Source organism: Corynebacterium sp. J010B-136, assembly GCF_002967075.1.
In the GTDB taxonomy this organism is placed as follows: domain Bacteria; phylum Actinomycetota; class Actinomycetes; order Mycobacteriales; family Mycobacteriaceae; genus Corynebacterium.
The window spans coordinates 184,793-206,977 of sequence record NZ_PUGE01000001.1 but is presented as its reverse complement, the minus strand read 5'-3'; the positions used below and the strand labels follow the sequence as shown (position 1 = coordinate 206,977).

16 protein-coding genes are annotated in these 22,185 nt (G+C 55.2%); 5 read left to right on the top strand and 11 right to left on the bottom strand.

All coding sequences use genetic code 11. The features are described 5' to 3' along the window. Nucleotides 1-34: 34 nt before the first annotated feature. Nucleotides 35-1,609, bottom strand: coding sequence for a sugar ABC transporter ATP-binding protein (locus tag C5Y44_RS00870; RefSeq protein ID WP_105323253.1), 1,575 nt, complete (start codon nt 1,607-1,609; stop codon nt 35-37). Nucleotides 1,610-1,630: 21 nt separating this feature from the next. After that, nucleotides 1,631-2,623 carry a LacI family DNA-binding transcriptional regulator gene (locus C5Y44_RS00865; RefSeq protein WP_105323252.1) on the bottom strand — a complete coding sequence of 331 codons (993 nt, stop codon included), beginning with the start codon at nt 2,621-2,623 and terminating at the stop codon, nt 1,631-1,633. 235 nt (nt 2,624-2,858) lie between these two features. Between C5Y44_RS00865 and C5Y44_RS00860 the strand changes: the two genes are divergently transcribed. Then, nucleotides 2,859-4,037, top strand: coding sequence for an SLC13 family permease (locus tag C5Y44_RS00860; RefSeq protein WP_105323251.1), 1,179 nt, complete (start codon nt 2,859-2,861; stop codon nt 4,035-4,037). Here C5Y44_RS00860 and C5Y44_RS00855 read toward each other — a convergent pair. From C5Y44_RS00855 to C5Y44_RS00830, 6 genes are all read right to left on the bottom strand, one after another. After that, a complete protein-coding gene (locus C5Y44_RS00855; RefSeq protein WP_105323250.1) occupies nt 4,034-5,080 on the bottom strand; it encodes an ABC transporter ATP-binding protein in 1,047 nt (348 codons plus the stop codon). The two genes, C5Y44_RS00860 and C5Y44_RS00855, sit on opposite strands and share 4 nt — an antisense overlap. Before the next feature lie 3 nt (nt 5,081-5,083). Further along, complete coding sequence (locus C5Y44_RS00850) at nt 5,084-6,691, bottom strand: iron ABC transporter permease (protein ID WP_105323249.1); 1,608 nt, start codon at nt 6,689-6,691, stop codon at nt 5,084-5,086. A gap of 27 nt (nt 6,692-6,718) precedes the next feature. Beyond that, nucleotides 6,719-7,768 (bottom strand): ABC transporter substrate-binding protein, encoded by a 1,050-nt coding sequence (locus C5Y44_RS00845; protein WP_105323248.1) that lies wholly within the window; start codon nt 7,766-7,768, stop codon nt 6,719-6,721. A 174-nt stretch (nt 7,769-7,942) separates the two neighbouring features. Next, nucleotides 7,943-9,607, bottom strand: coding sequence for a thiamine pyrophosphate-dependent enzyme (locus tag C5Y44_RS00840; protein WP_105323247.1), 1,665 nt, complete (start codon nt 9,605-9,607; stop codon nt 7,943-7,945). Between the two features lie 57 nt (nt 9,608-9,664). Continuing rightward, nucleotides 9,665-11,047: an MFS transporter gene (locus tag C5Y44_RS00835; protein WP_233189772.1), complete on the bottom strand. Its 1,383-nt coding sequence runs from the start codon at nt 11,045-11,047 to the stop codon at nt 9,665-9,667. Between the two features lie 129 nt (nt 11,048-11,176). Further along, nucleotides 11,177-12,316, bottom strand: coding sequence for a helix-turn-helix domain-containing protein (locus C5Y44_RS00830; RefSeq protein WP_105323246.1), 1,140 nt, complete (start codon nt 12,314-12,316; stop codon nt 11,177-11,179). A gap of 125 nt (nt 12,317-12,441) precedes the next feature. Between C5Y44_RS00830 and C5Y44_RS00825 the strand changes: the two genes are divergently transcribed. Together C5Y44_RS00825 and C5Y44_RS00820 are read left to right on the top strand one after the other, a co-directional pair. Then, nucleotides 12,442-14,091, top strand: coding sequence for an amidohydrolase (locus C5Y44_RS00825; protein WP_105323245.1), 1,650 nt, complete (start codon nt 12,442-12,444; stop codon nt 14,089-14,091). 41 nt (nt 14,092-14,132) lie between these two features. Next, a complete protein-coding gene (locus C5Y44_RS00820) occupies nt 14,133-15,365 on the top strand; it encodes a M20 family metallo-hydrolase (protein WP_105323244.1) in 1,233 nt (410 codons plus the stop codon). On the opposite strand, the gene C5Y44_RS00815 is transcribed toward C5Y44_RS00820, so the two are convergent. Further along, a complete protein-coding gene (locus tag C5Y44_RS00815) occupies nt 15,362-16,807 on the bottom strand; it encodes a PucR family transcriptional regulator (protein WP_105323243.1) in 1,446 nt (481 codons plus the stop codon). The two genes, C5Y44_RS00820 and C5Y44_RS00815, sit on opposite strands and share 4 nt — an antisense overlap. A gap of 120 nt (nt 16,808-16,927) precedes the next feature. On the opposite strand from C5Y44_RS00815, the gene gabT reads away from it, so the two are divergent. Together gabT and C5Y44_RS00805 are read left to right on the top strand one after the other, a co-directional pair. Then, nucleotides 16,928-18,241 carry a 4-aminobutyrate--2-oxoglutarate transaminase gene (gabT, locus tag C5Y44_RS00810; RefSeq protein ID WP_105323242.1) on the top strand — a complete coding sequence of 438 codons (1,314 nt, stop codon included), beginning with the start codon at nt 16,928-16,930 and terminating at the stop codon, nt 18,239-18,241. A gap of 158 nt (nt 18,242-18,399) precedes the next feature. Further along, on the top strand, nt 18,400-19,569 hold the full coding sequence (locus tag C5Y44_RS00805) for an amino acid permease (protein WP_233189798.1): 1,170 nt from the start codon (nt 18,400-18,402) through the stop codon (nt 19,567-19,569). A 1-nt stretch (nt 19,570) separates the two neighbouring features. Here the strand turns inward: C5Y44_RS00805 and C5Y44_RS00800 are convergent, their stop codons facing one another. Together C5Y44_RS00800 and speB are read right to left on the bottom strand one after the other, a co-directional pair. Further along, a complete protein-coding gene (locus C5Y44_RS00800) occupies nt 19,571-21,181 on the bottom strand; it encodes a thiamine pyrophosphate-binding protein (protein WP_105323240.1) in 1,611 nt (536 codons plus the stop codon). Beyond that, nucleotides 21,181-22,170, bottom strand: a complete 990-nt coding sequence (speB, locus tag C5Y44_RS00795; protein ID WP_105323239.1) for an agmatinase — start codon at nt 22,168-22,170, stop codon at nt 21,181-21,183. The genes C5Y44_RS00800 and speB overlap by 1 nt, the downstream gene beginning before the upstream one ends. Nucleotides 22,171-22,185 lie beyond the last annotated feature (15 nt).

Genomic DNA, 22,185 nt, shown 5'->3' with positions numbered 1-22,185 from the left:
TCTGCCGCGGGGGCAGCAGGATTGAGGGCGGTGGTCACTGGGAGTCCTCCTTTAAGGTGGCAAATGCCGCGTCGTGGTCGCTGTCGTGGACTGATTCGGCGCTGGCGGCGGATGAAACATTGGAAACCGCGAGCGCCATGATTTCGTCTTGGGTGGTGTCTTTGGGCAATTCGCCGGCGATTTTCCCGCCGGACATGACCAGGATGCGGTCGGACATGCCGAGGATTTCGGGCAAGTCGGAGGAGACCATCAGCACGGCACCACCATTGGCAGTTATTTCATTGATGATGTTGTAGATTTCCACCTTCGCGCCTACATCGACGCCACGGGTAGGTTCATCCAGCAACAACACCTTGGAGTTCGCCAGCACCCAGCGGCCAAAGACAGCCTTTTGCTGGTTGCCGCCGGAAAGGTTACGGATGGGTTGGTCAATATGAGCCATGCGAATGCGCAGCTTTTCCGCGACTTCACTCGCGCGACGCTTTTGCCCGGAACGGTCCGCCAGCCCAGCCTTGCTGGTGGCTGCCAAGGTGGCGTAGCCGAGGTTTTCATTGACCGTGCCATCCAGCACCAAGGCTTGGCCCTTGCGGTCTTCCGGAATATGGCCAACACCAGCGCGAATAGCGCCTTGGATATCGCCAGATTTGAGCTTTTTGCCGGCAACTTCCACCGAGCCCGCGTCATATTTATCCGCGCCGGCAATAGCGCGCACAACCTCGGTGCGGCCCGCGCCTACCAATCCTGCCAGGCCGACGATTTCGCCAGCGTGCACGGTAAAGGAGATATCGCTAAACTTGCTTGTCGATGTCAACCCCGCCACCTCCAACAGCGGCGCACCCGCTTCGGCAACCTCACCGCGCGGGTATTGCTCTTCGATGGCGCGACCAACCATGTGCTGGACCAAAGTATCTTCATCGGTTGAGGCTGGAACTTCAGCGACGAATTCGCCATCGCGCAAAATGGAGATGGTATCTGCAATACGTGCAAGCTCATCTAAGTGGTGCGAGATAAACACCATGGCCACGCCCTTGGCTTTGAGCTCATCGAGAATGGTGAACAGCGCGTCGACTTCTTTGCCCGTCAATGCGGCCGTTGGTTCATCCAGAATCAGGATGCGCGCATTCATCGATAGTGCCTTGGCGATTTCAATAAGCTGCTGCTTAGCAATACCGAGCTCACCTACGGGCTGTTTGAGCGGCACATCCAAACCAATCAGGTTCAACGCTGCTTGCGCCTGGGCATTGAGGTGCTTGCGGTTGACCATGCCAAAGCGCTTCGGTGTACGGCCGAGCATGATATTTTCGGCCACCGATAGCGTGGGCACCAAATTCAGCTCTTGGTGGATAGTGGCAATACCGTGCGCTTCGGAGTCATTGGTCGAAGCGATGGTGGCCTCGGAGCCATCGACAAGAATCTTGCCGGAATCTGGCTGGTGCACGCCGGCAATCATCTTGATGAGCGTGGATTTACCGGCGCCATTTTCCCCGAGCAGTGCTTGGACTTGTCCGCGGCGAACAGACAAGGTGACATCTTTAATCACGTTGACTGGGCCGAAGGACTTAGAGACGTTAACTAGCTGTAAAACTGTGTCGTCGGTGTGGTTGGGCATTAAGTGCACCTCCTTTTAGTATTAGGGAGAAAATTCAATGGATTCACGGGCGATGAACCGGGTTTGTACCACGGCTCCTTCCGGCGGGGATTTACCGGCGAAAGAAGCAACGAGGTTACGCAGTGCCGTGCGGCCCATCTCTTCGACGTTTTGGTCAATAATCGACACCGGCGCTGGTTGAATGCGCATGAAGACGAAGTCATCAAAGCCCACGAGAGCAATTTGCTTACCGATGTCCACGTTTTCCCGATACAACGCCTCCAACGCACCAAAGGTCATCATGGAGTCACCAGCGATAAGCGCCGTGGGATGTTGTTCCAGCAGCTTCTGCGTGCCGGTAAAACCTTCTTCATGCAGGTAGCCACCGTGGTGAATGATCTGCTCTAAGCCGAGCTCTTCACAAAAGCGCTGGAAGTCTTTCAAGCGTTCTAAACCAGTCGAGGTGGTTTGCGGGCCAGCCAGATAGCCAATCTTTTTATGCCCGCGCGATGCCAACGCCTCCAGCGCTGCTTTAATGCCAGGTGCGGAATTAGAAACCACCGCGGGGATATTGCTGCCGTGGATATAGCGGTCAATAAATAACAGGGGAGTAGAGCGCGCGACGTGCTCTAACATCTCTTTTGATTCAGCGTGTGGAACCGCGATGATGCCATCGACTTGGCGTGCGCGCAGCGCTTCAATGGCTTCAGTAATCTTCGGGGTATTTTCACCGCTACTGGTGATGATCGTGGCAAAACCGGCCTTGTTCGCCTCATCTTCAATAGCAGCCGCCATCGCGGAAAAGAACGGGTTGATAAGGCTGGGGACCACCACACCGATAGCGTCAGTACGCGAACTTTTTAGCGCACGCGCTTGTGCATTAGGGCGATAGTCCAGTTCCTTGGCTATAGCCTGGATCGATTCCCGAGTCTTTTTCGCAATCGCCGGATTATTAGCCAGTGCCCGGGATACGGTGGATACCGAAACCCCACAGGCGCGGGCGATGTCCCGCAGCGTGGCCGGAGCAGTCACCATGCCATGCTCCTTTGCGTGAGTCGAGGTAACCGTTTCTACGTTATGCAAACGTTTGCATTGTGTATGAATCTAAACCTAGTCAGTGCACATTTGGACTGTCAAGTGTCACAGCTCACCAACTTGATTTAAGCCTACCCCCGATTTACCACGCGGTAACTAGGTGACCAGCGCCGTGACGTGAATATCTGGGGGCAAAATGGTGGGTGCCGCTCCTTAGCCAGCATATGATGAGTGCGTGATTCAAAAGTTAAGTTCAACGGCGCTTTTGTCCGTGCTCTCAGCTGTGGCACTGGTGGGCCTGGGCCTAGTTGAGCTTTCCGCGTTGGGCGATTTGGTCTCACGACTTGTCCCGATTTTTGTCTTCGTCATCGCGATTTCCATCGTGGTCAATATTTCTTCCCAGGTGGGGCTTTTCGAGGAAGTTGTTTCCAAGCTAGAGAAGCTCGCCCCTAACCACCGGCTGTTGCGGCCGGCTGTGCTGTGGGTTTTGCTAGTGCTTCTCGCTGTGGTGGTCACGATATTTCTGTCGCTTGATACCACCGCGGTAATGATCACCGCTCTCGCAATCCCGCTGGCCAAACGCAATAACATCCCGGTTATTGGCGTGGCATTTGCAGTGGTGTGGATAGCTAATATTGCATCGATGCCGCTGCCAGTTTCTAACCTGACTAACCTGCTGGCGTTAGGCTCAGATGCTTTCTCGGGAACGCTCGACTACTTGTCTTATGCCTGGAAACCGGCGTTGACGGCGATTATTCTCGTCATCGCCGCAGCCGCCATCATCACCTTGTTCTACGCGCGTCTCTCAAAAGGGGAAGAGGACATTCGAGGGCAGGGGGCATCGACAAGCAAGCATGGCAACCTGTTGCTCATCTGTGCCGTGGTGGTTGGGGTCTTGATGCCGGTCTTGGTATCACCCATCCCGTACTGGTTAAGCACCACCATTGCCGCGCTTCTCATCATGGCAGCGTGCGTGAGGCACAATAAGTACCTGCTTTCTGTTGATTTGGTGCCGTGGAACTCTTTGCTGCTGGTTACCGCTGTGTCCGGCGTCGCCGCACTGGTGCACACCCTCGGTGGTGCCGGATGGCTGCGCGATTTAACCACTGGCGCCGATGGCTTTGTGGAACTTGTCGCCATTGCCGGCGCCGGTGGTGTGGCAGCGAATGTGATGAATAATATCCCAGCGTTCTTATTCTTAGAGCCAATGGTTACCACTCCGGTCAGCTATATTGCGCTGCTCATCGGCGTTAATGCGGGGCCGATTGTTACGCCTTGGGCAAGCCTTGCGACGCTATTGTGGCACGACCAACTGCGCCGCGCCGGGGTGGAAATCAAATGGGTAACCTTCATTATCCTGGGATGTATCTTGGCGCCGGTCGTTGTGCTGCTGTCTGTCGCGACGCTGGTTTAGTTTGGGTAGCTGAGCATTCGCTGCGGGATAATACCCACCTGGTCACCAATATTTGGCCGCTGCGTGCTGGTGGTGCGGAAGGTGTAAGCCCCGGCCTTCGCGGTGATGCTGAAGCGGTCGCGTTCGAAGAGGACGGATTCAATTGTGGCGGGGACTGCGCCGTCGGTGCCGGGGGAGACCAGCTGTGTGTCGGCGGGAAGGACTGCGAGCTTTATCGCGTCTGAATGCGCCATGCTTGTCGATGCTTGCTCGATGAGGTGGGCAGGCCAGGTGGTGCCGAGGGCATCGGCACGCGCGCCCGCGGCGGTCAGCTGAGCGGGGATGATGGTCGCATCGGACATGAATGCGGCGACTTCGGCAGTGTTGGGGCGTACCAGCAGCTCTTCGGGCGTGGAGACCTGCGCGATGCGCCCCTGCTGCAACACCACGATGCGATCCGCGATGGCGAGTGCTTCATTGCGGTCATGGGTGACGTGCACGGTGGTAAGACCCTCGCGCTTGGTAAGTGCAACCAGTTCGCGGCGCAAGCTATCGCGCAGGGGTTCGTCGAGGGCGGAGAGGGCTTCATCGAGAAGCAGCACCGTGGGATCGGCGATGATAGCGCGGGCGAGTGCTACGCGCTGCCGCTGCCCGCCGGAAAGGCTTCCCGGCTTGCGCTTTCCAAAGCCGTCAAGACCCACGAGTTCTAAGGTGCGCTGAATCTTTTCTTTGCGCAGCTGAGCTGAATCTTTGGTGAATTTCAGCGGGTAGCCGACGTTATCTGCCACGCTCATGTGCGGCCACACGGCATGCTGTTGAAAGACCATGCCCATCCCGCGCGATTCCGGGGATACACCCGTGAGGTCCTTGCCGCCGACTTCGACTTTGCCCTGGTTGGGGTGAAGAAATCCCGCGATGGTGCGCAGCAGCGTTGTCTTTCCTGAACCGGATGGCCCAACCAGCGCGATGAACTCATGCGGGGCGATATCCAGATTGATGTCCTGCAGGCCCTTGGTTCCATCCGCAAAGGTCACGGTGAGGTCTTGCAGGGAAATGGCAGACATGATTTATGAACCTACTTTCGGAGACTTCAGCGTGACAGACAGCGCTACGATGCCCACCAGCATAAACACCAGCGAGAGGGCAGAGGCCTGGTTATAGTTGCCTGCCTGCTGGAGATTGAATACCTGCACACCCAAGGTGGTGGTGCCTGGCGCGATGAGCAAAATGGATACGGTGAGCTCGCGGACCGCGGTGACAAGAACTAGTACCGCGCCGGAAATCGCAGCGGGAACAGTCATCATGGCGGTGGTGCTAAAGATTGCGCGCACCGGGCCGGCGCCGGAAATCCGGGCGGCTTCTTCGACTGCGATGGGAGTGTTTTGCAACGGCGCGCGAACAGCCTGCAACACCAGCGCGGTAAAGGCGCAGATATAGGCGCCGAGGATGACCCACACGGTGTTATAAATGCCGGTGTAGCGGCCAAAGATCAGCCAAGCCACGCCGATGATTAGCCCTGGCAGTGCAGTCGGCAGCAGCACCACAAGTGTTAGTGCAGTGTTGCCGAATAACTTGGTGCGGGTTACTAAAATGCCCACGAGCCAGCCGAGTATGCCGCAGACAATCGCCGCGGTAATGGCTAGGAAAGCGGAATTTTGGAATCCGTCGATAACGCGCGGATTGGACACGGCATTGGCGAAGTTATTCAGTGAAATATTGTCCAGCGTAAAGGGCACACCAGGGGCCGGCAGCAGTGCGCGATACGCCAAGCCGACGATAGGGGCGAGGGTGATGGTTAGCGCTAAAAGCCAGCTGACGATGCTCACCGGCACGCGCGCCGGGCCCAGCTCCATGCGGGCCGATGCCCCCGTATCTTGCAACGCCGACGCCGAAAACCGCGCGACGATGTGATCGGCGAATACGGCTGCGATGCCCAAAAACAGCAGCACGACACCGATGGTGGAGACAACCTGCAGTGGATTGTCCACGGTGCCGGAATCCATGAAGCGGTAGACCATGGTGGCAAGCGTTTCAAAGCGCGCCGGGGAACCCAACAGCGCCGGGATGCCGAAGTCTGAGAGGTTCGCAACGGCAGTCAGCGTAAATGCGGACAGTAATGCCGGGCGCAGCAACGGCAGGGTAATGGTGCGGATGGTGACAAAGCTGGACGCTCCAGAAATGCGAGCGGCTTGCTCCAAATCGCCGGGCAGCGAGCGCAGTGCATTGGAGACGATGATGTAGACCATCGGGTAGGAATGCAGAATAAGCAGCGAGGTCACACCATCAGCGCCGTAGATATTCCATACTTCTTGCCCAAAGAGCCGGTTTATTCCTAGCGCTGGTCCAAAGAGTTGCATCCACGCGATGGCGCCAATAAACGGCGGCACGAGCAGCGGCGAAAGCAACAGCAGGCGTAGCCACTTGCTGCCATAAGTATCGAGGCGGTCAGTGACCAATGCGACGGTGGTTCCAATAAGGACCGCGCCGATGGCAGAAAGCAGCGTTGTGTACAGCGAATTCCACGCTGCAGTACCCAATCCTTGATCAAGCAGGATGGGAATCTGGTTCCCGCCGAGTGCAAGGCTTATCACCATCGATAGCGGAACGAGGAAGAATCCCGCGATGATGAGCCACACGCCAAGGCGAAGGAAAGATATGGAGGACAGTAATTTCATAAAAGGTTACTTAAGCTTGCGAAGCACTTACTTCATCGCATCCTGGAAGGTTGCGACTGCAGCATCTTGTCCTTCAGTAACTGCTTCCAAGTCTGGGGTCAGCAGGTTGATATCTGCCAGCGCTGGGGTGCCCTCTGGGGTATCAACGGATTCACGCACCGGCAGGTAGGCCTGTTCCACAGCAATCTTCTGAGCTTCTTCAGAAAGCAGGAAATTGATGTAGGTCTCTGCTGCTTCCTTATTGTCAGAAGACTCAAAGACACCTGCTGGCTCCGTGATGTACGGTGCTCCTTCTTCTGGGTAAGCAGTTGCGATTGGGGAACCAGCAGCAGCCAGGTCACGCACAAGGTAGTCCACGACCACACCAACCGGGCGGGAACCCGAAGCAATTTCCTGGGAGGTCGGACCATTGGACTGTGCAATCATCGGCTGGTTCTCACCGAGTGCCGTGATCCATTCTTCGCCGAGCTCCTCAGACTCTAGCCACACCGAAGCATTGAAAGCTGCCGCACCGGATACCGCAGGGTCTGGCATGACCAGCTTGTCCTTGTACTGCGGGTCAACAAGGTCCTGCCATGACTGCGGTGCTTCGTCTTCGCTGATGACGTCGGTGTTATAAGCAATGACGGTTGGGATGATGCGCGTACCAACGTAGAAGCCCTCCTCGTCGATGACTTCTTCCATCACACCTTCGGTGTCCACGTTTTCCAGCTCCGCCAAGTCACCATCTGCGGCATAACCTTCGAAGGTCGGGGAGTCCGCTGCCCACAGAACATCTGCCTCGATGTCTCCGGATTGCTTCTCGGATGCAATACGCGCGTTCAAGTCACCAGTGCCGGCGCGGTAGACCTCAACGTTGATATCTGGATGCGCTTCCATGAAAGCCGCATTGATCTCATCGACCTTTTCCTCAGGCTCGGAGGTGTACACAGTGATGGTCACTTGCTCATCGCTTGACGATGCAGTGGAGTCAGCATCGCTGCCACCTTCAGTCGGCTCGGAGCAAGCAACCAAGACGAAAGCGGTGGCAGCTGCAGAAGCAACAGCAAGGGACGAGCGAAGGAAAGAACGAGACATGAAAGCTCCTATAGGAAATGCGGACTAACGAAGATTCGATAGTGCCTCATGAAAAAGACTTCAAGGTACACACATGGTTAACCAAAGCTTAATAATTCCACACTCAGCGTGCGAGATTCACCATAATGTGCAATTCCCGTGATGACTCTTACTTTCGCTTTTGCTTTTTGATGCCTAACTCGCAGGCAGTGAGAAGTCCTTATCCGCAATTACATTGATCAGCGCCGAACGCTTATCTTCCCTAACAGCCTTCAACGCCTGCTCAATTGCATCAGCAACCTCGTCATTCGAGCGTACGGTTTGCCCGAATGCACCGTAACCTTCAGCGACCTTTGCAAAATCCGGATTCTTAATTTGAGTACCGGAGATGCGGCGCGGGAAGTGGTTTTCTTGGTGGTCTCGAATGGTGCTGAACTCTCCATTGGAAACCACGACTATCAGGATTGGGGCGTCATATTGAACTGCCGTTGCTAGTTCTTGGGAGTTCATGAGGAACTCACCATCCCCAGCGATTGTCACCACCGTGCGCGAAGGATCCTCCAAGGCCGAGGCAACAGCTGCGGGCACGCTGTAGCCCATCGAGCCGTTCTTGACGCTGAGCTGCGAAGGGTACTGCTGGGTAGGCAAATAGCGCTGTGCCCAAATGCAGTGATTGCCTGCGCCGAAGGTGAAGAGCGCGGAATCATCCAACTGCTTCTGGAGCTGTTCAAAGACTACTTCCAAATTCACCGTGCCTTCCTTGGTATCCCGCAGCGGCGAATCTGCATCCGGTGTGGAAAATTCCTCGTGGGCCGCGCGTGCTTTTTCAAACCAGGCGGTACGGGCGGAGACATCGGCAAGCGAAAGCGAATCAAGAGAAGCAACAAGCTCGGTTGGACTGGCCACGATGTGGTGAGCCACCGGGCCAGAATTACCTTGCAGAGCTGTATCAATGTTGACGAAGATATTCTTCGCAGCAGGGGATTGGCGCAGCTTATATCCGTCGGTCGGGACATCGGTGAACAAGGCGCCAATGCCGATGACGAGGTCAGCGCTTTCAAACAGCTCAGCGGCGGCATCGGAGCGGCCATACCCCAACCACCCTGCATTGGCAGGGCTGTTGAAGGCAACGCGGTCCGATACCCGCCAGTCATGCAGCACCGGAATCTTGTTTGCCTCTGCAAATTTGGTCAAGGTTTGTGCTGACTCAGGAGTCCAACCCAGGCCACCTACATAGAGCACTGGACTTTGAGCTTTGCCAAGTTCTTGTTGCAAGTATTCAATGTCTGTCGTGGACACCGCGCCTTTGCTAACCGGGATGGGAGCTGCTTCGGCGCCCCCGAAAGGTTCATAGAGGACATCTTCGGGAAGACCGATGACAACTGGTCCTGGGCGTCCGGAGGTTGCTGCATGGAAAGCCTGTGCAACAATCTCGTGAGTGCGTGAGGGATCATCCAAAACAAATACCCTCTTGGTCTGCGTGCCGAACCAAGCCCTTGGGTCGAATTCCTGGAAGGACTCGCGGTCGCGGTCAGAGTTCGGAATCAAACCGATAAACATCACCAGCGGCGTAGCATCTTGCCACGCAGTATGGATACCGACGAATGCATTTGCTGCGCCGGGGCCACGGGTGACCATGGCAACGCCCGGAGTATTGGTTAACTTTCCATGTGCTTCAGCCATATAGGCCGCGCCGCCCTCATGACGGCACACGATGGTTTCAATATCGGTTTCATACAGGCCATCAAGAACGGGGAGGAAGCTTTCGCCGGGGACTTGGAAAACTCTTTTCACGTCGTGTGCCTGCAGTGCTGACACGATGGCTTGTCCAACGTGTTTGTGGCTGCTGGTGGATGACATTGGTGTGACCTTTCAAAAGCTCTTAGACAGAAGGTGATCAGGAGGAGCGTTGGGTGGTTAGGCTTCTTGGCTTACGACGTTATCCTTAACGCGGTACTTCTCGCCGACGAATCCGCCAACTGCCGTAATCAGCGCAACAATAATCAAAATGACAATGCCAGAGATTGAACTTGGCTGTTCATTGGTGGAATTCATCCAGGTGGCCAAGAACGGGAGCAGGCCCGAGATTGCGCCGGCAATATTGGCGCCAATCGCGACACCGGAGTAGCGCATTTCTGGAGGGAAAAGCTCGGACAAGAGCACGCCAGAAACAGAGTAGGTCACGGTTACTGCAGAAATACCCAAGCAGACAGCGATTGTCAGCGCGATGGCATTTCCGGAATCAATCATGGTCCAGATTGGCCAGGACAGTAGTGCCGTGGCGACGCCACCCCAACCGATGATGCGGCCCGGTCCGAACTTCTCGCCGAGGCGGCCGAAGAAGATGTTGATGAAGATCTGGCAGATTGCACCCAGCAGAGTCGCATTAACAACCATCTGGCGGTCGAGACCTAGGGTCTCGGTAGCGTAGCTAAGAACATAGGTACTCATAACGAAGAATCCGCCGATGCCCAACAATGCTGCTGCGGTTGCTAGTGCAAGCTGTGGCAAGTAATCGCGGAAGAGATCCTTGAGTGAACCCTTCTTTTTGTCGCCTTCCTCAACTGCACTGAGTGCTTCGAAGACCGGAGATTCTTCAACCTTCATACGAATCCACAGCGCAACGCCGAGGAATGGGAAGGCAATTAGGAATGGAATTCGCCAACCCCATGAGTCAACTGACTCTTCCGGAAGCATGAGCACTAGGGCGAAGATACCGGAGGAAAGCAAAGTACCAACTGGAGAACCAATCTGGACTAGCGCCGCGTAGCGTCCGCGCTTTTCTTCTGGTGCGTGCTCAATTGCCATGGTGGTCGCACCACCCCATTCGCCACCGACGGCGACACCCTGGAACAGTCGAAGCAACGTCAGCATGACTGGTGCCCAAACTCCAATTGAACCGTAGGTGGGGATTAAGCCGATGATGCCGGTTGCAACACCGATGACAACGATGGAGATAATCAGTGCTGGACGGCGTCCGTACTTGTCACCAATTTGGCCGAACAGGACAGCGCCCAGAGGGCGTGCCAAGAAGCCAACACCGAAGGTAGCGAATGCTGCGAGTGTGGCATTCGCGCCACCGGCACCTGCAAAGAAGAGGTGGTTGAACACAAGTGCCGAAGCAGTGCCAAAGAGAAAGAAGTCGTACCACTCAAGTGCCGTGCCGATGAAGGCTGCACGCGCAATACGGCCAACTTCTTTAGGATCGACTTCTACTTCTGCGCCTTGAGCAATTTGATCTTTGAGCTCAGCCGCTGACGGCTGACCCCGTCCCGGTTGATGGTTTGTCGATGAAGTCATTGTCAAGGACCCTTATCTATTCGGAATGGCATTTAGGTACGCGACATCACTTTATGAAAGCGTCTACTTGATTCCAATAGGTTGATAGAAACCTGGGCATTCCGCGAACTCTGCTGTTGATCGTTTGTGCTAAAGCACAGATTTGCCGGGGTGAGATAGAACCACGAGCGCGAGAGCGGCTTGCTCAGGAACGGTTATATCTAGCCCAGAACAGCTCTCAAACTGTTTGATTCGGTTTATTACTGTGTTGCGGTGGCAAAATGATAACTGCGCGGTTTGCTTGATGGAACCTGTCTTGAGGTAAGCGTCCACCGTAGGGAGAACGGGATCATTTTTGCTTTTTAGTTCATTGGTGTACGCAGTTAATTCTTCAATCCTTCGACGATAGACTGAGATGAGTGCTTTGCGGGCAACTGCCCACATTGCTTCGGTTATCGGTTCTAGGCGCGACGGGCGACCATAGGCGCCAAAAACCGCAGATGAAGAACGGACGACTTGTCGGACTTCGGATAGTCCGAAGACGGTCTCAAAACGGATTCCGGGTAAAAGAGCGGCATTTTTGATGTTCTCTTCGTTCGCTAGATTGTCCGACTTCCAAAACGCAGCAAAGCTGGTCCCGTAGCTTTGGCAGTAAATTTGGCCCGATGCCGATACTGAATCGAGCGCTGAGTGGGCTTGGTCGGCGGCAGAGGGGTGGAACACAATCACTTCACAAGGGGTTGATTCGCCAAAACCTAGGACTCGAGAGATTTCGCTTAAACCTCGTTCTCCCAAAGAACCTGAAGAAAACAGCCGGTCCAGATAACGAGAATTGAAAACACGTAAGTCGTGCGCAGTTCGAGCTTCTTCTCGTCTAAATGACGCTCGTGCATGGAATGCATATTCAGTAACTACGTAGTGGAGTTTGTCTACGTGATCTATTAACACCGCAAAGGAGTCTTCGCCCGCAGTCTTTTTCAGGTAGTTCCAAATAACTTTAAAGTCCAGTTGAATCGCGTCTACGAGCAAGGGCAATTGAATTCCTTGCCGTGCCCGTCGATGACCGAATCTCTCGGCATGTTCTTTAATCTTTGCCTGTTCTTCGGTAGAGGTGGTTGCGCGCAAAAGCAACGTTAAAACACTAAAAGCTGTCGATCTTAACTCAGAATCTGGGATCCCAGAGTCCCCATAGAGTCCGATTTCGTCGAATTCGCGGAGAAACTCTTCCACAATCTGCGGAATGTCGTTTAATGCTTGTGAGATTAACTCGGCCCATTGATTTTCGTGCATATGCACAACGATAGCTGTAAATCATTGAAGTATTTCCAACTTCGTCAACTACATCACAATCCTCACCTAGAAGAGACTACGTTGAACCCTAGTTTATGAACGAAAGCTAAGGTTTTAGAATCTTGATGCAATCTCCTTTGAATCATTCACCCGTCACCGTCATTGAAAACGCGCAGTTTCTGACCCAGGATCGGCAGAAGCCTCATGCTCGGGCAGTCGCGATCATTGAGGGGAAAATTGTCGCATTGGATGCTGCGGCGCGACAGTTTAGTCACGCAAGAAGAATTGACGCTGGCGGTGCGATAATTACGCCGGGGTTTAATGATGCGCACGCGCATACTGTGTGGTTCGGCCAGACACTTTTAGAAATTGATTTGAGCCACGCCAGTTCACCTGAAGACGTATATGAATCCATCTCCCAAGCACTAGACGTCGAAGACTCCAATGGCTCGGAAAAAGCAGATACGTGGGTTATCTCTTCGGGTTTCAACCCGAACTATCTTGAAGGTACCGACCTAGAGATTCACAAGCTCGACGTTGTTACCGGAGGGCGACCGCTGCTGATTAAGCACAACTCTGGACATGCCTACACCGTAAACACCAAGGCTTTGGAAATTGCAGGAGTTGATCCTCACAGCCCTCAGGCGATCGAAGGCGGAGAGATTGTCACCGATTCTGAGGGCAATGCCACCGGGCTGCTTGATGAAAACGCCATGCGCGTCATCCAGGATATTCTTCAGCCAGACGCAACGTCTGACTTGGTACAAGCGCTTGAGCGAGCGACAGCTCACTATGTTTCTGAGGGACTTACATCGGTTACAGACGCGGGTGTCGCTGGCGGATGGATTGGTCACTCTCCGCGTGAAATCGCTGCGTACCAGGAAGCGAAGTTACTTACTCGCATGCAGCTGATGCCAACCATCGATGTCCTGCATGATTTAGAGGGACACACTAGCGAGAAGACTGCTTTCGGTATAGATACTGGCCTTCGCACTGGGTTTGGTAATGACCGGCTGCAGATCGGCCCAACCAAGATTTTTACCGACGGTTCTCTCTTAGGCACAACCGCTGCGATGAGCGAGGACTACCAGTGCTGTTCGCATCATGGATACTTCCAAGGTGACGTGAAGGAGATGAAATCTCAAGCGCTTAAAGCAGCGTCACTAGGGTGGTCCTTAGCGCTGCACGCGATTGGTGATGCCGCGGTGGAGTTCGCAATCGAGGTCATTAGTGAAGCGACTTCTCGTTACGGCCAACCTTCGATGCCGCACCGAATTGAACACGGTGGTGTGGTGCAAGATTCACAAGTCAAGAAGATTGCAGAGTCTGGAATCATCTTGGTTCCTCAACCCCGTTTCATTCGGGAGTTTGGCGATTCCATGGCTGCCAAGATTGGCGAAGTTCGCACTAACCTGTCCTATCCAGCAAAGCGTTTGCTCGATGCAGGAATTGTTTTACCAGGAAGTTCCGACCGTCCAGTGGCTAACGGCTCGCCGCTGAAAGTCATGGAAGCCTTCGTGCTCCGTGAAACTGAAACTGGAGAGATCTATGGTGCCGATGAGCGAATCACTGCGGCTGAAGCACTCTATGCCTACACAGCAGGCTCTGCCTTTGCCACTGGTTGGGCGGGAAAGAAGGGCCAAATCAAACCGGGACAGCTCGCTGACTTGGTTGTGCTGGGGGACAACCCGCTGGAAGTTGAACCAAATGCGATTAGCGATATCGGCATCCTGGCCACCATGGTTGGCGGCGAATTGGTACACGGGCAGTTTTAACCGCACGTAAAGAATCTATGTGCACTACTGAAAGGAACAGCATGACTCAGGATTGGAATGAGCGCTTCCTCAATGACTTTGAAGCTATGAGCGCCAACGGTGCAACACCAGGGGGCGGAGTGGAACGCCAAGCTGCGAGTGAGGGCGATATCAAGAACCGTGAGTGGTTCGCTTCTCTCCTCAGTGGCTTAGGCGCGAAAGTTACTTATGACGACATTGGTAATCAGTATGGCTTGTTCGAATTTGATGCGGCGTTACCTTATGTCGGTCTCGGATCTCACCTAGATTCCCAGCCCCTAGCCGGGCGCTTCGATGGCGCCTACGGAGTTCTTGCCGGCGCACATGCAGCTGCGCGCCTCGTTGAGCGAATTAAGGAATCAGGGGAGAAGCCAACACGCAACATCGTGGTCATCAATTGGTTTAATGAGGAAGGCTCCCGCTTTGCGCCGTCGATGATGGGCAGTTCTGTATTCACCGGCAAGATGGATCTCAACACCGCATTAGAGTCCACGGATCTATCCGGAATTACAGTTAAGGAAGCCATCTCTCAAGCCAACTGGCAACCGGTCCAGGCACCGCCGAAGGTTTCAGAATATGCAGAAATTCACGTGGAGCAGGGTAAAGACCTCGAACACGCAGGGAATCAGATTGGATTGGTGACCGCGACCTGGGGCGCACGTAAATTCCAGCTAACGGTTAACGGCGAGCAAGGCCATACTGGCTCCACTCTCATGGCTGACCGCAAGGACGCACTTTTTGGCGCCTCCCTCGTGATTGCAGAAGTGCGTCGCCTTATAAACAATTATGAGCCCGGGCAGCTACAAGCTTCAGTCTCTCAGCTCACGCTGGAACCGAACTCACCAGTCACCATTGCGCGTGAAGTGAAGTTCAACGTTGACCTGCGATCGCCAGACTCTCAAGTATTGGAGTCGGCACAGGAGCAACTTGACTCCATCATCGCAGCGGCAGAGGAGGAGTCTAAGACCGCGATTGAGCGTGAACAGACACACTATTGGGATCTAAATCCATATCCATCAGCAGGCATCGAACTCAGCCGCGACGTAGTTAAGGAACTCGGGATTTCCCACCAAGAAATCTTTACCGTGGCTGGCCATGATTCCACCAACATGAAGGATCTGGTCCCAACCGTCATGCTGTTTGTTCCCAGCAAGGATGGAATCTCTCACAACGAAGCTGAGTACACGACGCCTGAGGACTGCCTTGCCGGCGTTGAAGTGTTTACCGAGGTTGCGGCAAAACTTATTTTCTCTTAGTCCAGGTCGGTGTCGGTATCTTGGACAATTGCGAAGAGCAGTTCCGCAAAGACTGTGGGCTCTGAAAGGTCGACCTCGCATAGTTCCTCAATGTGCGCGATGCGGTTTCGCGCGGTGTGCCGATGGATTTTCAAAGCTTCGGCGGTTTGCTTGAGCTGCCCGCCTTTTCTTAAGTAAACGGACAAAGTGCGGGCGAGTTCGGTGTTGCGTTCGGCATCGATGGTGCGTAGAACGTTGATGGTTTCGCGACGTCGGCTAGAAAGTGCTGTGCGAACTGCCTCGGAATTGAGCCATGGCATGCTTTGGCTGCGCGGGGAAAGATAATCTCCCAGCGGAAGTGGGCGAGCACGCGCCACGAGTTCTTCGACATGCTCAGAAGACAGTTCAGTGGAATGAATACGTTTGCCGATTGCCACGCGCAGGCGGCGCAGCGAGCCGGCGAACATCTCGAGCATTTCTTGTAATTCTGCATCGCCGCGGAACAAAACAAGGAAACTCAACGAATCTAACTGCGCTGTATAAAGGAATTGCCCGCGTTCCTCGAGGTTCGCATCCAGGGCGAGTTTGCCGCGTTCGAGGCTGCGGGTGTCATCGGCAAGCACTGCAACCGGACGTGTAAAACCTTCCTTATCCCGCGGGAAATCCAGCGTTGTGGGAAGCATCTGTGACGGCGAAGTAGTATCCGGAAGACCCAAACTCAAACGCAGCGCAAAAGAATTAAGCTCATTGCGCGCCTGGCGCAGCTCCACCGGCCGGGCAAGCAGCATGTCCGCCAAGCCTGCGCAATGCCGAATCAAAGAACGGTCTTCGGCCACGATGGGATGATTAGAATCAACCTTCAGCGTGTGCTGACGCTCACCATGGGCGGTCATCTCATAAGAACTGAAGTATTTCCGCTTCGCGGGCGGGGCAGTAGAGGCCACCACATCATCGCGCTCATTGATGATGGAGAGTTCAACGTCAATGAAGTACGCGGCCTCATGCAGCAACTCCTGCAGGTTTCCGCGGGTGGCGGTGTGGGTGAGCTTTTCCTGCGCGGCCAAAAGCCGCCGCTGGGCGATGTCATTTCGCCGGCTTTGTTCCTGATGTACCGCGGACACGATAGAAATGAAAGAAATCTGGCGCGGGACTTCGAAAAGCCCAATACCGAGTTCCTTAGCGGCGGTGATAACGGACTCCGGCACGGTGGGCAATATCAGACCGGTGCCAATACCAACTGCGACAGCGCCAGCACTAGCCAGGTGGGCGAGGTAGTCAGCCAACTCATCTTCGCGGTTCGCAAAAGCAATAGCAATGGTGAGAACTACAGAATCTTTCTGAATGAACTCCGTGGCGTCTTCAAGCTCATTGGTCTGAACTCCAGAAAAAGTGGTGGCACTGGGCGCGCAAATTGGGTTGATTTCGAGCGCTCCTTGGTTGAATAACCACTCAAATTCCAGCATCAAATGAAGTCCATTCTGTATAACTAGGCTGTAATCTTTCGCCATAGTGTACATGGTGTGCAACACAGCAGATCGTCATACTGAGTAAGAACACAAAGAAAGAGTCTTGAAGGAGGAGACATGAAGGACTTCGATTACCACCTGCCGCAGGAGCGTCGAGTAGTCACTGATGGAATGGGAGAGAAGAGCGCTGCGCTAAATGCGCGCCGTGAGGCTGCCATTGCACGTGCGTTGACCCCGGGTCTGCCAGGTTATGTCGTTGCTGCCGATGGTGGTGTCTTGGTCGATGCAGATGATAATTCCTACATCGATTTTGCATCTGGCATTGCTGTGACCTCCGTTGGTGCTTCCAATAAGCGCGTGGCAGATGCAGTGGCAAAGGCCGCTGCCGAATTTACCCACACCTGTTTCATGGTCTCGCCGTACGAGTCTTATGTTGCGGTGTGTGAGAAGCTAAACCAGCTGACCCCTGGTGATCATGAGAAGAAGTCGGTTCTTCTGAACTCCGGTGCTGAGGCGGTAGAAAACGCGGTGAAGATTGCGCGTAAGTACACCGGCAAGAATGCGGTGGCGGTCTTTGACTACGGCTACCACGGCCGCACCAACTTGACGATGTCCATGACGGCGAAGAACAAGCCGTACAAGACTGGTTTCGGCAGCTTGGCTAGCGATGTTCACCGCGTGCCGATGTCCTACCCAGCCCGCGATGGACTCAAGGGCGATCAGGCGGCGGCTCGTGCGATTAAGGTTTTGGATCAGCAGGTCGGCCCAGAGAACTTGGCTTGTGTTGTCATCGAGCCGGTACAGGGTGAAGGTGGCTTCATCGTGCCAGCAGAAGGCTTCCTGCCGGCTATTGCGCAGTGGTGCCGTGACAACGATGTTGTTTTCATCGCTGATGAAATCCAGTCTGGCTTTGGGCGCACTGGCCAGTGGTTTGCTTCAGAGAACGAGCAGGTCATTCCGGACCTGGTCACCACCGCTAAGGGCATTGCCGCCGGTATGCCGCTGTCTGGTGTGACTGGCCGTGCGGAAATCATGGACAGCCCAATCGCTGGTTCTTTGGGTGGAACCTACGGCGGAAACCCAGTGGCGTGTGCGGCTGCGCTTGCTGCCATTGAGGAATTCGAAACCCACGACCTGCCTGGCCGTGCGCGTGAAATCGAAGCGATTGTGCGCGAGTACTTCGAGCCTTTGGAAGAACTGGAATCCGTCCTGGATGTTCGCGGTCGCGGTGCGATGATGGCTATTGAACTCATCAACGGTGAAGTCACCGCTGAGGTCGCTGCAGCATGTAAGAAGCAGGGCGTTCTCATCTTGACCTGTGGTCTCGACGGCAACGTGGTTCGCCTGCTGCCAGCTCTGACCATCCCTGAGCACTTGCTGCGTGAGGGACTGGAGATTCTTACCAAGGAAATCCGTGCAGCACTGAGCTGATAAAACCTTCCCCGGTCGAGCATTGGTGGTGGACACCGCGCTGGCCGGGGATAGTGCTATTTCAACGTGTATTACTACGAAGGTAGAAAAATTTGAATAACAACATCAAGGTTGACGACACGGTCAATCCATCGAAAACAACTGAATCTGAAAGTCGTATTACCCCGTGGCAGGGAATAGCGCTCATCTTCGGTACCAATATCGGCGCCGGAATTTTGAGCCTTCCTTATGCCGGACGCAACGGCGGCTTCCTTGCGCTGTTCATCGCGCTGGCGATTGCAGGTATTTTGACCACGCTGTCGATGATGTACGTGGCGGAAGTTTCCCTGCGTACCAATAAGCCGCTGCAGCTATCCGGCTTGGCAGAACAGTACCTGGGGCACTGGGGTCGCTGGCTAGTCTTCGCCGCGATTGCCGTTAACGGCACCGGCGCGTTGATTGGTTATGCTGCAGGTTCCGGTGAGCTGCTGGATAACCTGCTGGGGATACCGCCGACCATCGGCACGCTGTTATTCTTCGCCCTGGGTACGTTCATCATGTACAAGGGCTTGGAAGCAACCGGTGTTGCAGAGGCAGTTATTACCATCGCGATGGCAGCGATTGTGGTCATCTTGGTGCTGTGGACAGTGGTTGGCCCAGGCATCGAGTTTGAGAACCTGTGGATTTTGCGCCCATACTTCATCATCCCGATTATGAACCTGGCTGTGTTCACGTTCATGGCACAGTACGTCGTGCCGGAACTCGCGCGCGGTATGCGTGACAAGCACCCAGAAAAGATTGTCTCCACCATTATCGGCGGCATGGTTGCCACCGGCATCACCCTGGCCGCGGTTCCTTTCGCAGCACTGGGTCTGATGGGCACCAACGTCTCTGAGGTGGTTACGGTGTCGTGGGGCGAGGAACTTGGCCCTATTGCGTACTACTTGGCTAACCTCTTTGCGCTCTTTGCGATGATGACCTCATTCCTCGCCATCGGCTACACCACCATGCGCAACGTGCTGGATATTTTCCACTGGCCACAGCATGGTTGGCAGCGCGGCGTCGCCGTTGCGATGACAGTTGGCTTGCCGTTGATCATCACCTTCGCGGGCTTTGGCGGATTCGTTTCGGCGCTAAGCTACGCGGGCGGTATCGCTGGCGTGGTCATGTCGATTATCCCAGTGATGCTGCTGCATGCTGCGCGCAAGCACGGCGACCGCAATCCAGAGTGGTCGCTCGGCTGGACTGCGCATCCAATTCTGCAGGCGACCATCATCATCGTCTACGGCTTGGCATTCCTCTATTCCATCGGCAGCATTTTGGGCATTGTCCCAGCCGGTTGGGCTTAGATTAGGTAATCTCCCACATCCTTAAATGGGTTTCCAACACCACGACGTTGGGTCCAGACTCTGCAGTGAGCGCTTGTGAAAGCACTTGCTGCAGGGTCTTTTTTGTTGCCTTAAACGCTGGTAAGCCGAAAGACTCCGCGAGTTTCACGAAATCAGGCCGCGCCAGCTCAGTGGCGGTGGCCTTGCCAAAAGCGTCGGTCATGTATTCGCGCAGGATGCCGTAGCCGCCGTCATCGACAATCAGCCAGGTGACCGGCACCTGGTGTTGGACTGCGGCCGCGAGCTCCGAGGTGGAATACAATGCAGAGCCATCCCCAGCGAGCGCAAAAGTGCGCTTGTCCAAGCCCACCGCGCCGCCGAAAGCGGCAGGGAAGGCATAGCCCAAACCGCCTGCGCCTTGCGCGGAGTGGAATTCGCCGTCTTTGGCATCCCACATATTCCACGCCCAGTAGGCGGCAATGGTCATATCCCAATAGGTTTGCATATCAGCGGGGACGGCTTGGCGAATAGCCTCCATGATCTGCTGTTCGTGTTCTAGTCCGAGACCATTCATGCGTTCTGCAACTTTGGCATTAACGTCTGCCGCCCGCTTCGCACCAGAATGTTCGGCCTGGTTGACCTTGGGCAGCAGCTGCGCCAAGAATTGAGAGATATCCGCGCGAATGCCCAAGCCCGGATGGTTCGAGGACAGCACCTTGGCTTCGGCATCGACTTGGATGATGGTGCCCTGGGGCTTCAATGTGTAGTAGTTGGAGGTGACCTCGCCAAGCGAGCTGCCGAGAACCAGCAAAGTTTCAGCATTATCCATCAAGTCTGTGACGTGGCGGTCTTCGATGAAATGCACCGCTAACCGGTGCCCGCGCGGCACCGTAGTATTACCTCCCACCGTGCATACAACCGGCGCATCAATCTTTTCAGCCAGCTGCAATAAAAGCTCGCCGGCACCCGATCGGCGCACGCCGCCACCGGCAACGATAACCGTGGAGCTTGCGTTCATAACTTCCGCCGCACGTTGCACCAGCACATCAGGTGCTTTCGGTTGCTTGATGTCCACGGCCAGAGACGAAATAGCCGGGACGCCATGCGCGGTGTCTTGAGATTCCAGCAAAATGTCTTGCGGAATCTCGATCCAGACAGGGCCTTGGGGAGCGGTCATCGCTACGCGGTAGGCATCTTCCAGCACGCTCGGAATCGCAGCAGCATGCTGTACCGTGGCCTGGAATTTGGTCACATTGCGCACGGATTCCGTCTGTTCATCCAGCTGGTGCAGCATTCCTTTGCGCCGCGCGCCGAGGCCTGCGGCGGGAATCTGCGAAGACACCACAATGATAGGCGCGCCCGTGGCATAAGCCTCTTGCAATCCAGCCAGCGAGGTCAGCGCGCCGGGCCCGGTGGATAAGAACAACGCGGCGGGATTACCGGTTGCGCGCGCATAGCCATCGGCAGCAAAAGCGGCATTGTTTTCCACGCGGCTGGAGTAAAAATGCAAGGGGCTGCGGCTAAGGGCATCGAAAAGCCCTAATGCGTGCTGGCCAGGAATGCCGAAGACATCCTTAATCCCCAGCGCCGTTAAGATTTCGACAACTACATCGCCGCCATTTCGTGGGGTCATTATTTCCCTCCGCGCAGATCAGCCATCAACGTAATTAGGTCATAAGCCACGTGCGATGCCGCAATGCCGGTGATTTCTGCGTGGTCATAGGCTGGGGCGACTTCTACAACATCGGCGCCAACGATGTTAAGCCCGCGCAGACCGCGAATGATTTCCAGCAGCTCCCGCGAGGTCAGCCCGCCTGCTTCCGGCGTGCCGGTGCCGGGCGCATGGGCGGGGTCGAGCACATCAATGTCGACGGAGATATACAGCGCGCGTTTGCCCACTCGGTCGCGCAGCTTAGCGATGATTTCATCCACCCCCTGCCGAAACACATCCGAGGAGGTGACAATGCCAAACCCGAAGCGGCAGTCGTCTTCGAGGTCCTTCTTGCCGTAGAGTGGCCCGCGCGTGCCCACGTGGCAGATGCCTTCGGTATCCAGGATGCCTTCTTCGACCGCGCGGCGAAATGGCGTGCCGTGGGTGTAGTCGGCGCCGAAGTAGCTGTCCCAGGTGTCTAGGTGGGCATCGAAATGCAGCAAAGCGACCGGCTCTTTCGCGCGTTTCGATGCCGCCCTCAGCAAAGGCAATGCAATCGTGTGATCGCCGCCGATAGTGAGCAATGACGAGCCGTCTGCCGTCAGATCCAAGGCGTCTTGCTCGATAGACTCGATGGCTTCGTTGATGTTGAAAGGGTTGACCGCCATGTCCCCGGCGTCCACCACCTGGGTTTGCGCGAACGGGGAAGTATCCGTTGCCGGATTATAAGGGCGCAGAAGACGCGAGGACTGGCGCACATGGTTGGAACCAAAGCGCGCGCCGGGCCGGTAGGAAACACCGGAGTCAAAAGGAACACCGACAACCTTGATGCCGGCGGTGCGGTCCGCGGCTTCAATATCGCGAAGTCGCGGCAGCAGGGCATAGGTGGATTCACCACCATAACGCGGAACCAATGCGGAATTTACCGGGCCAATGTGCCCGCCTTCTTCAACGCGTGGAATCTCAAACATCTGTGGGAGTCCTTT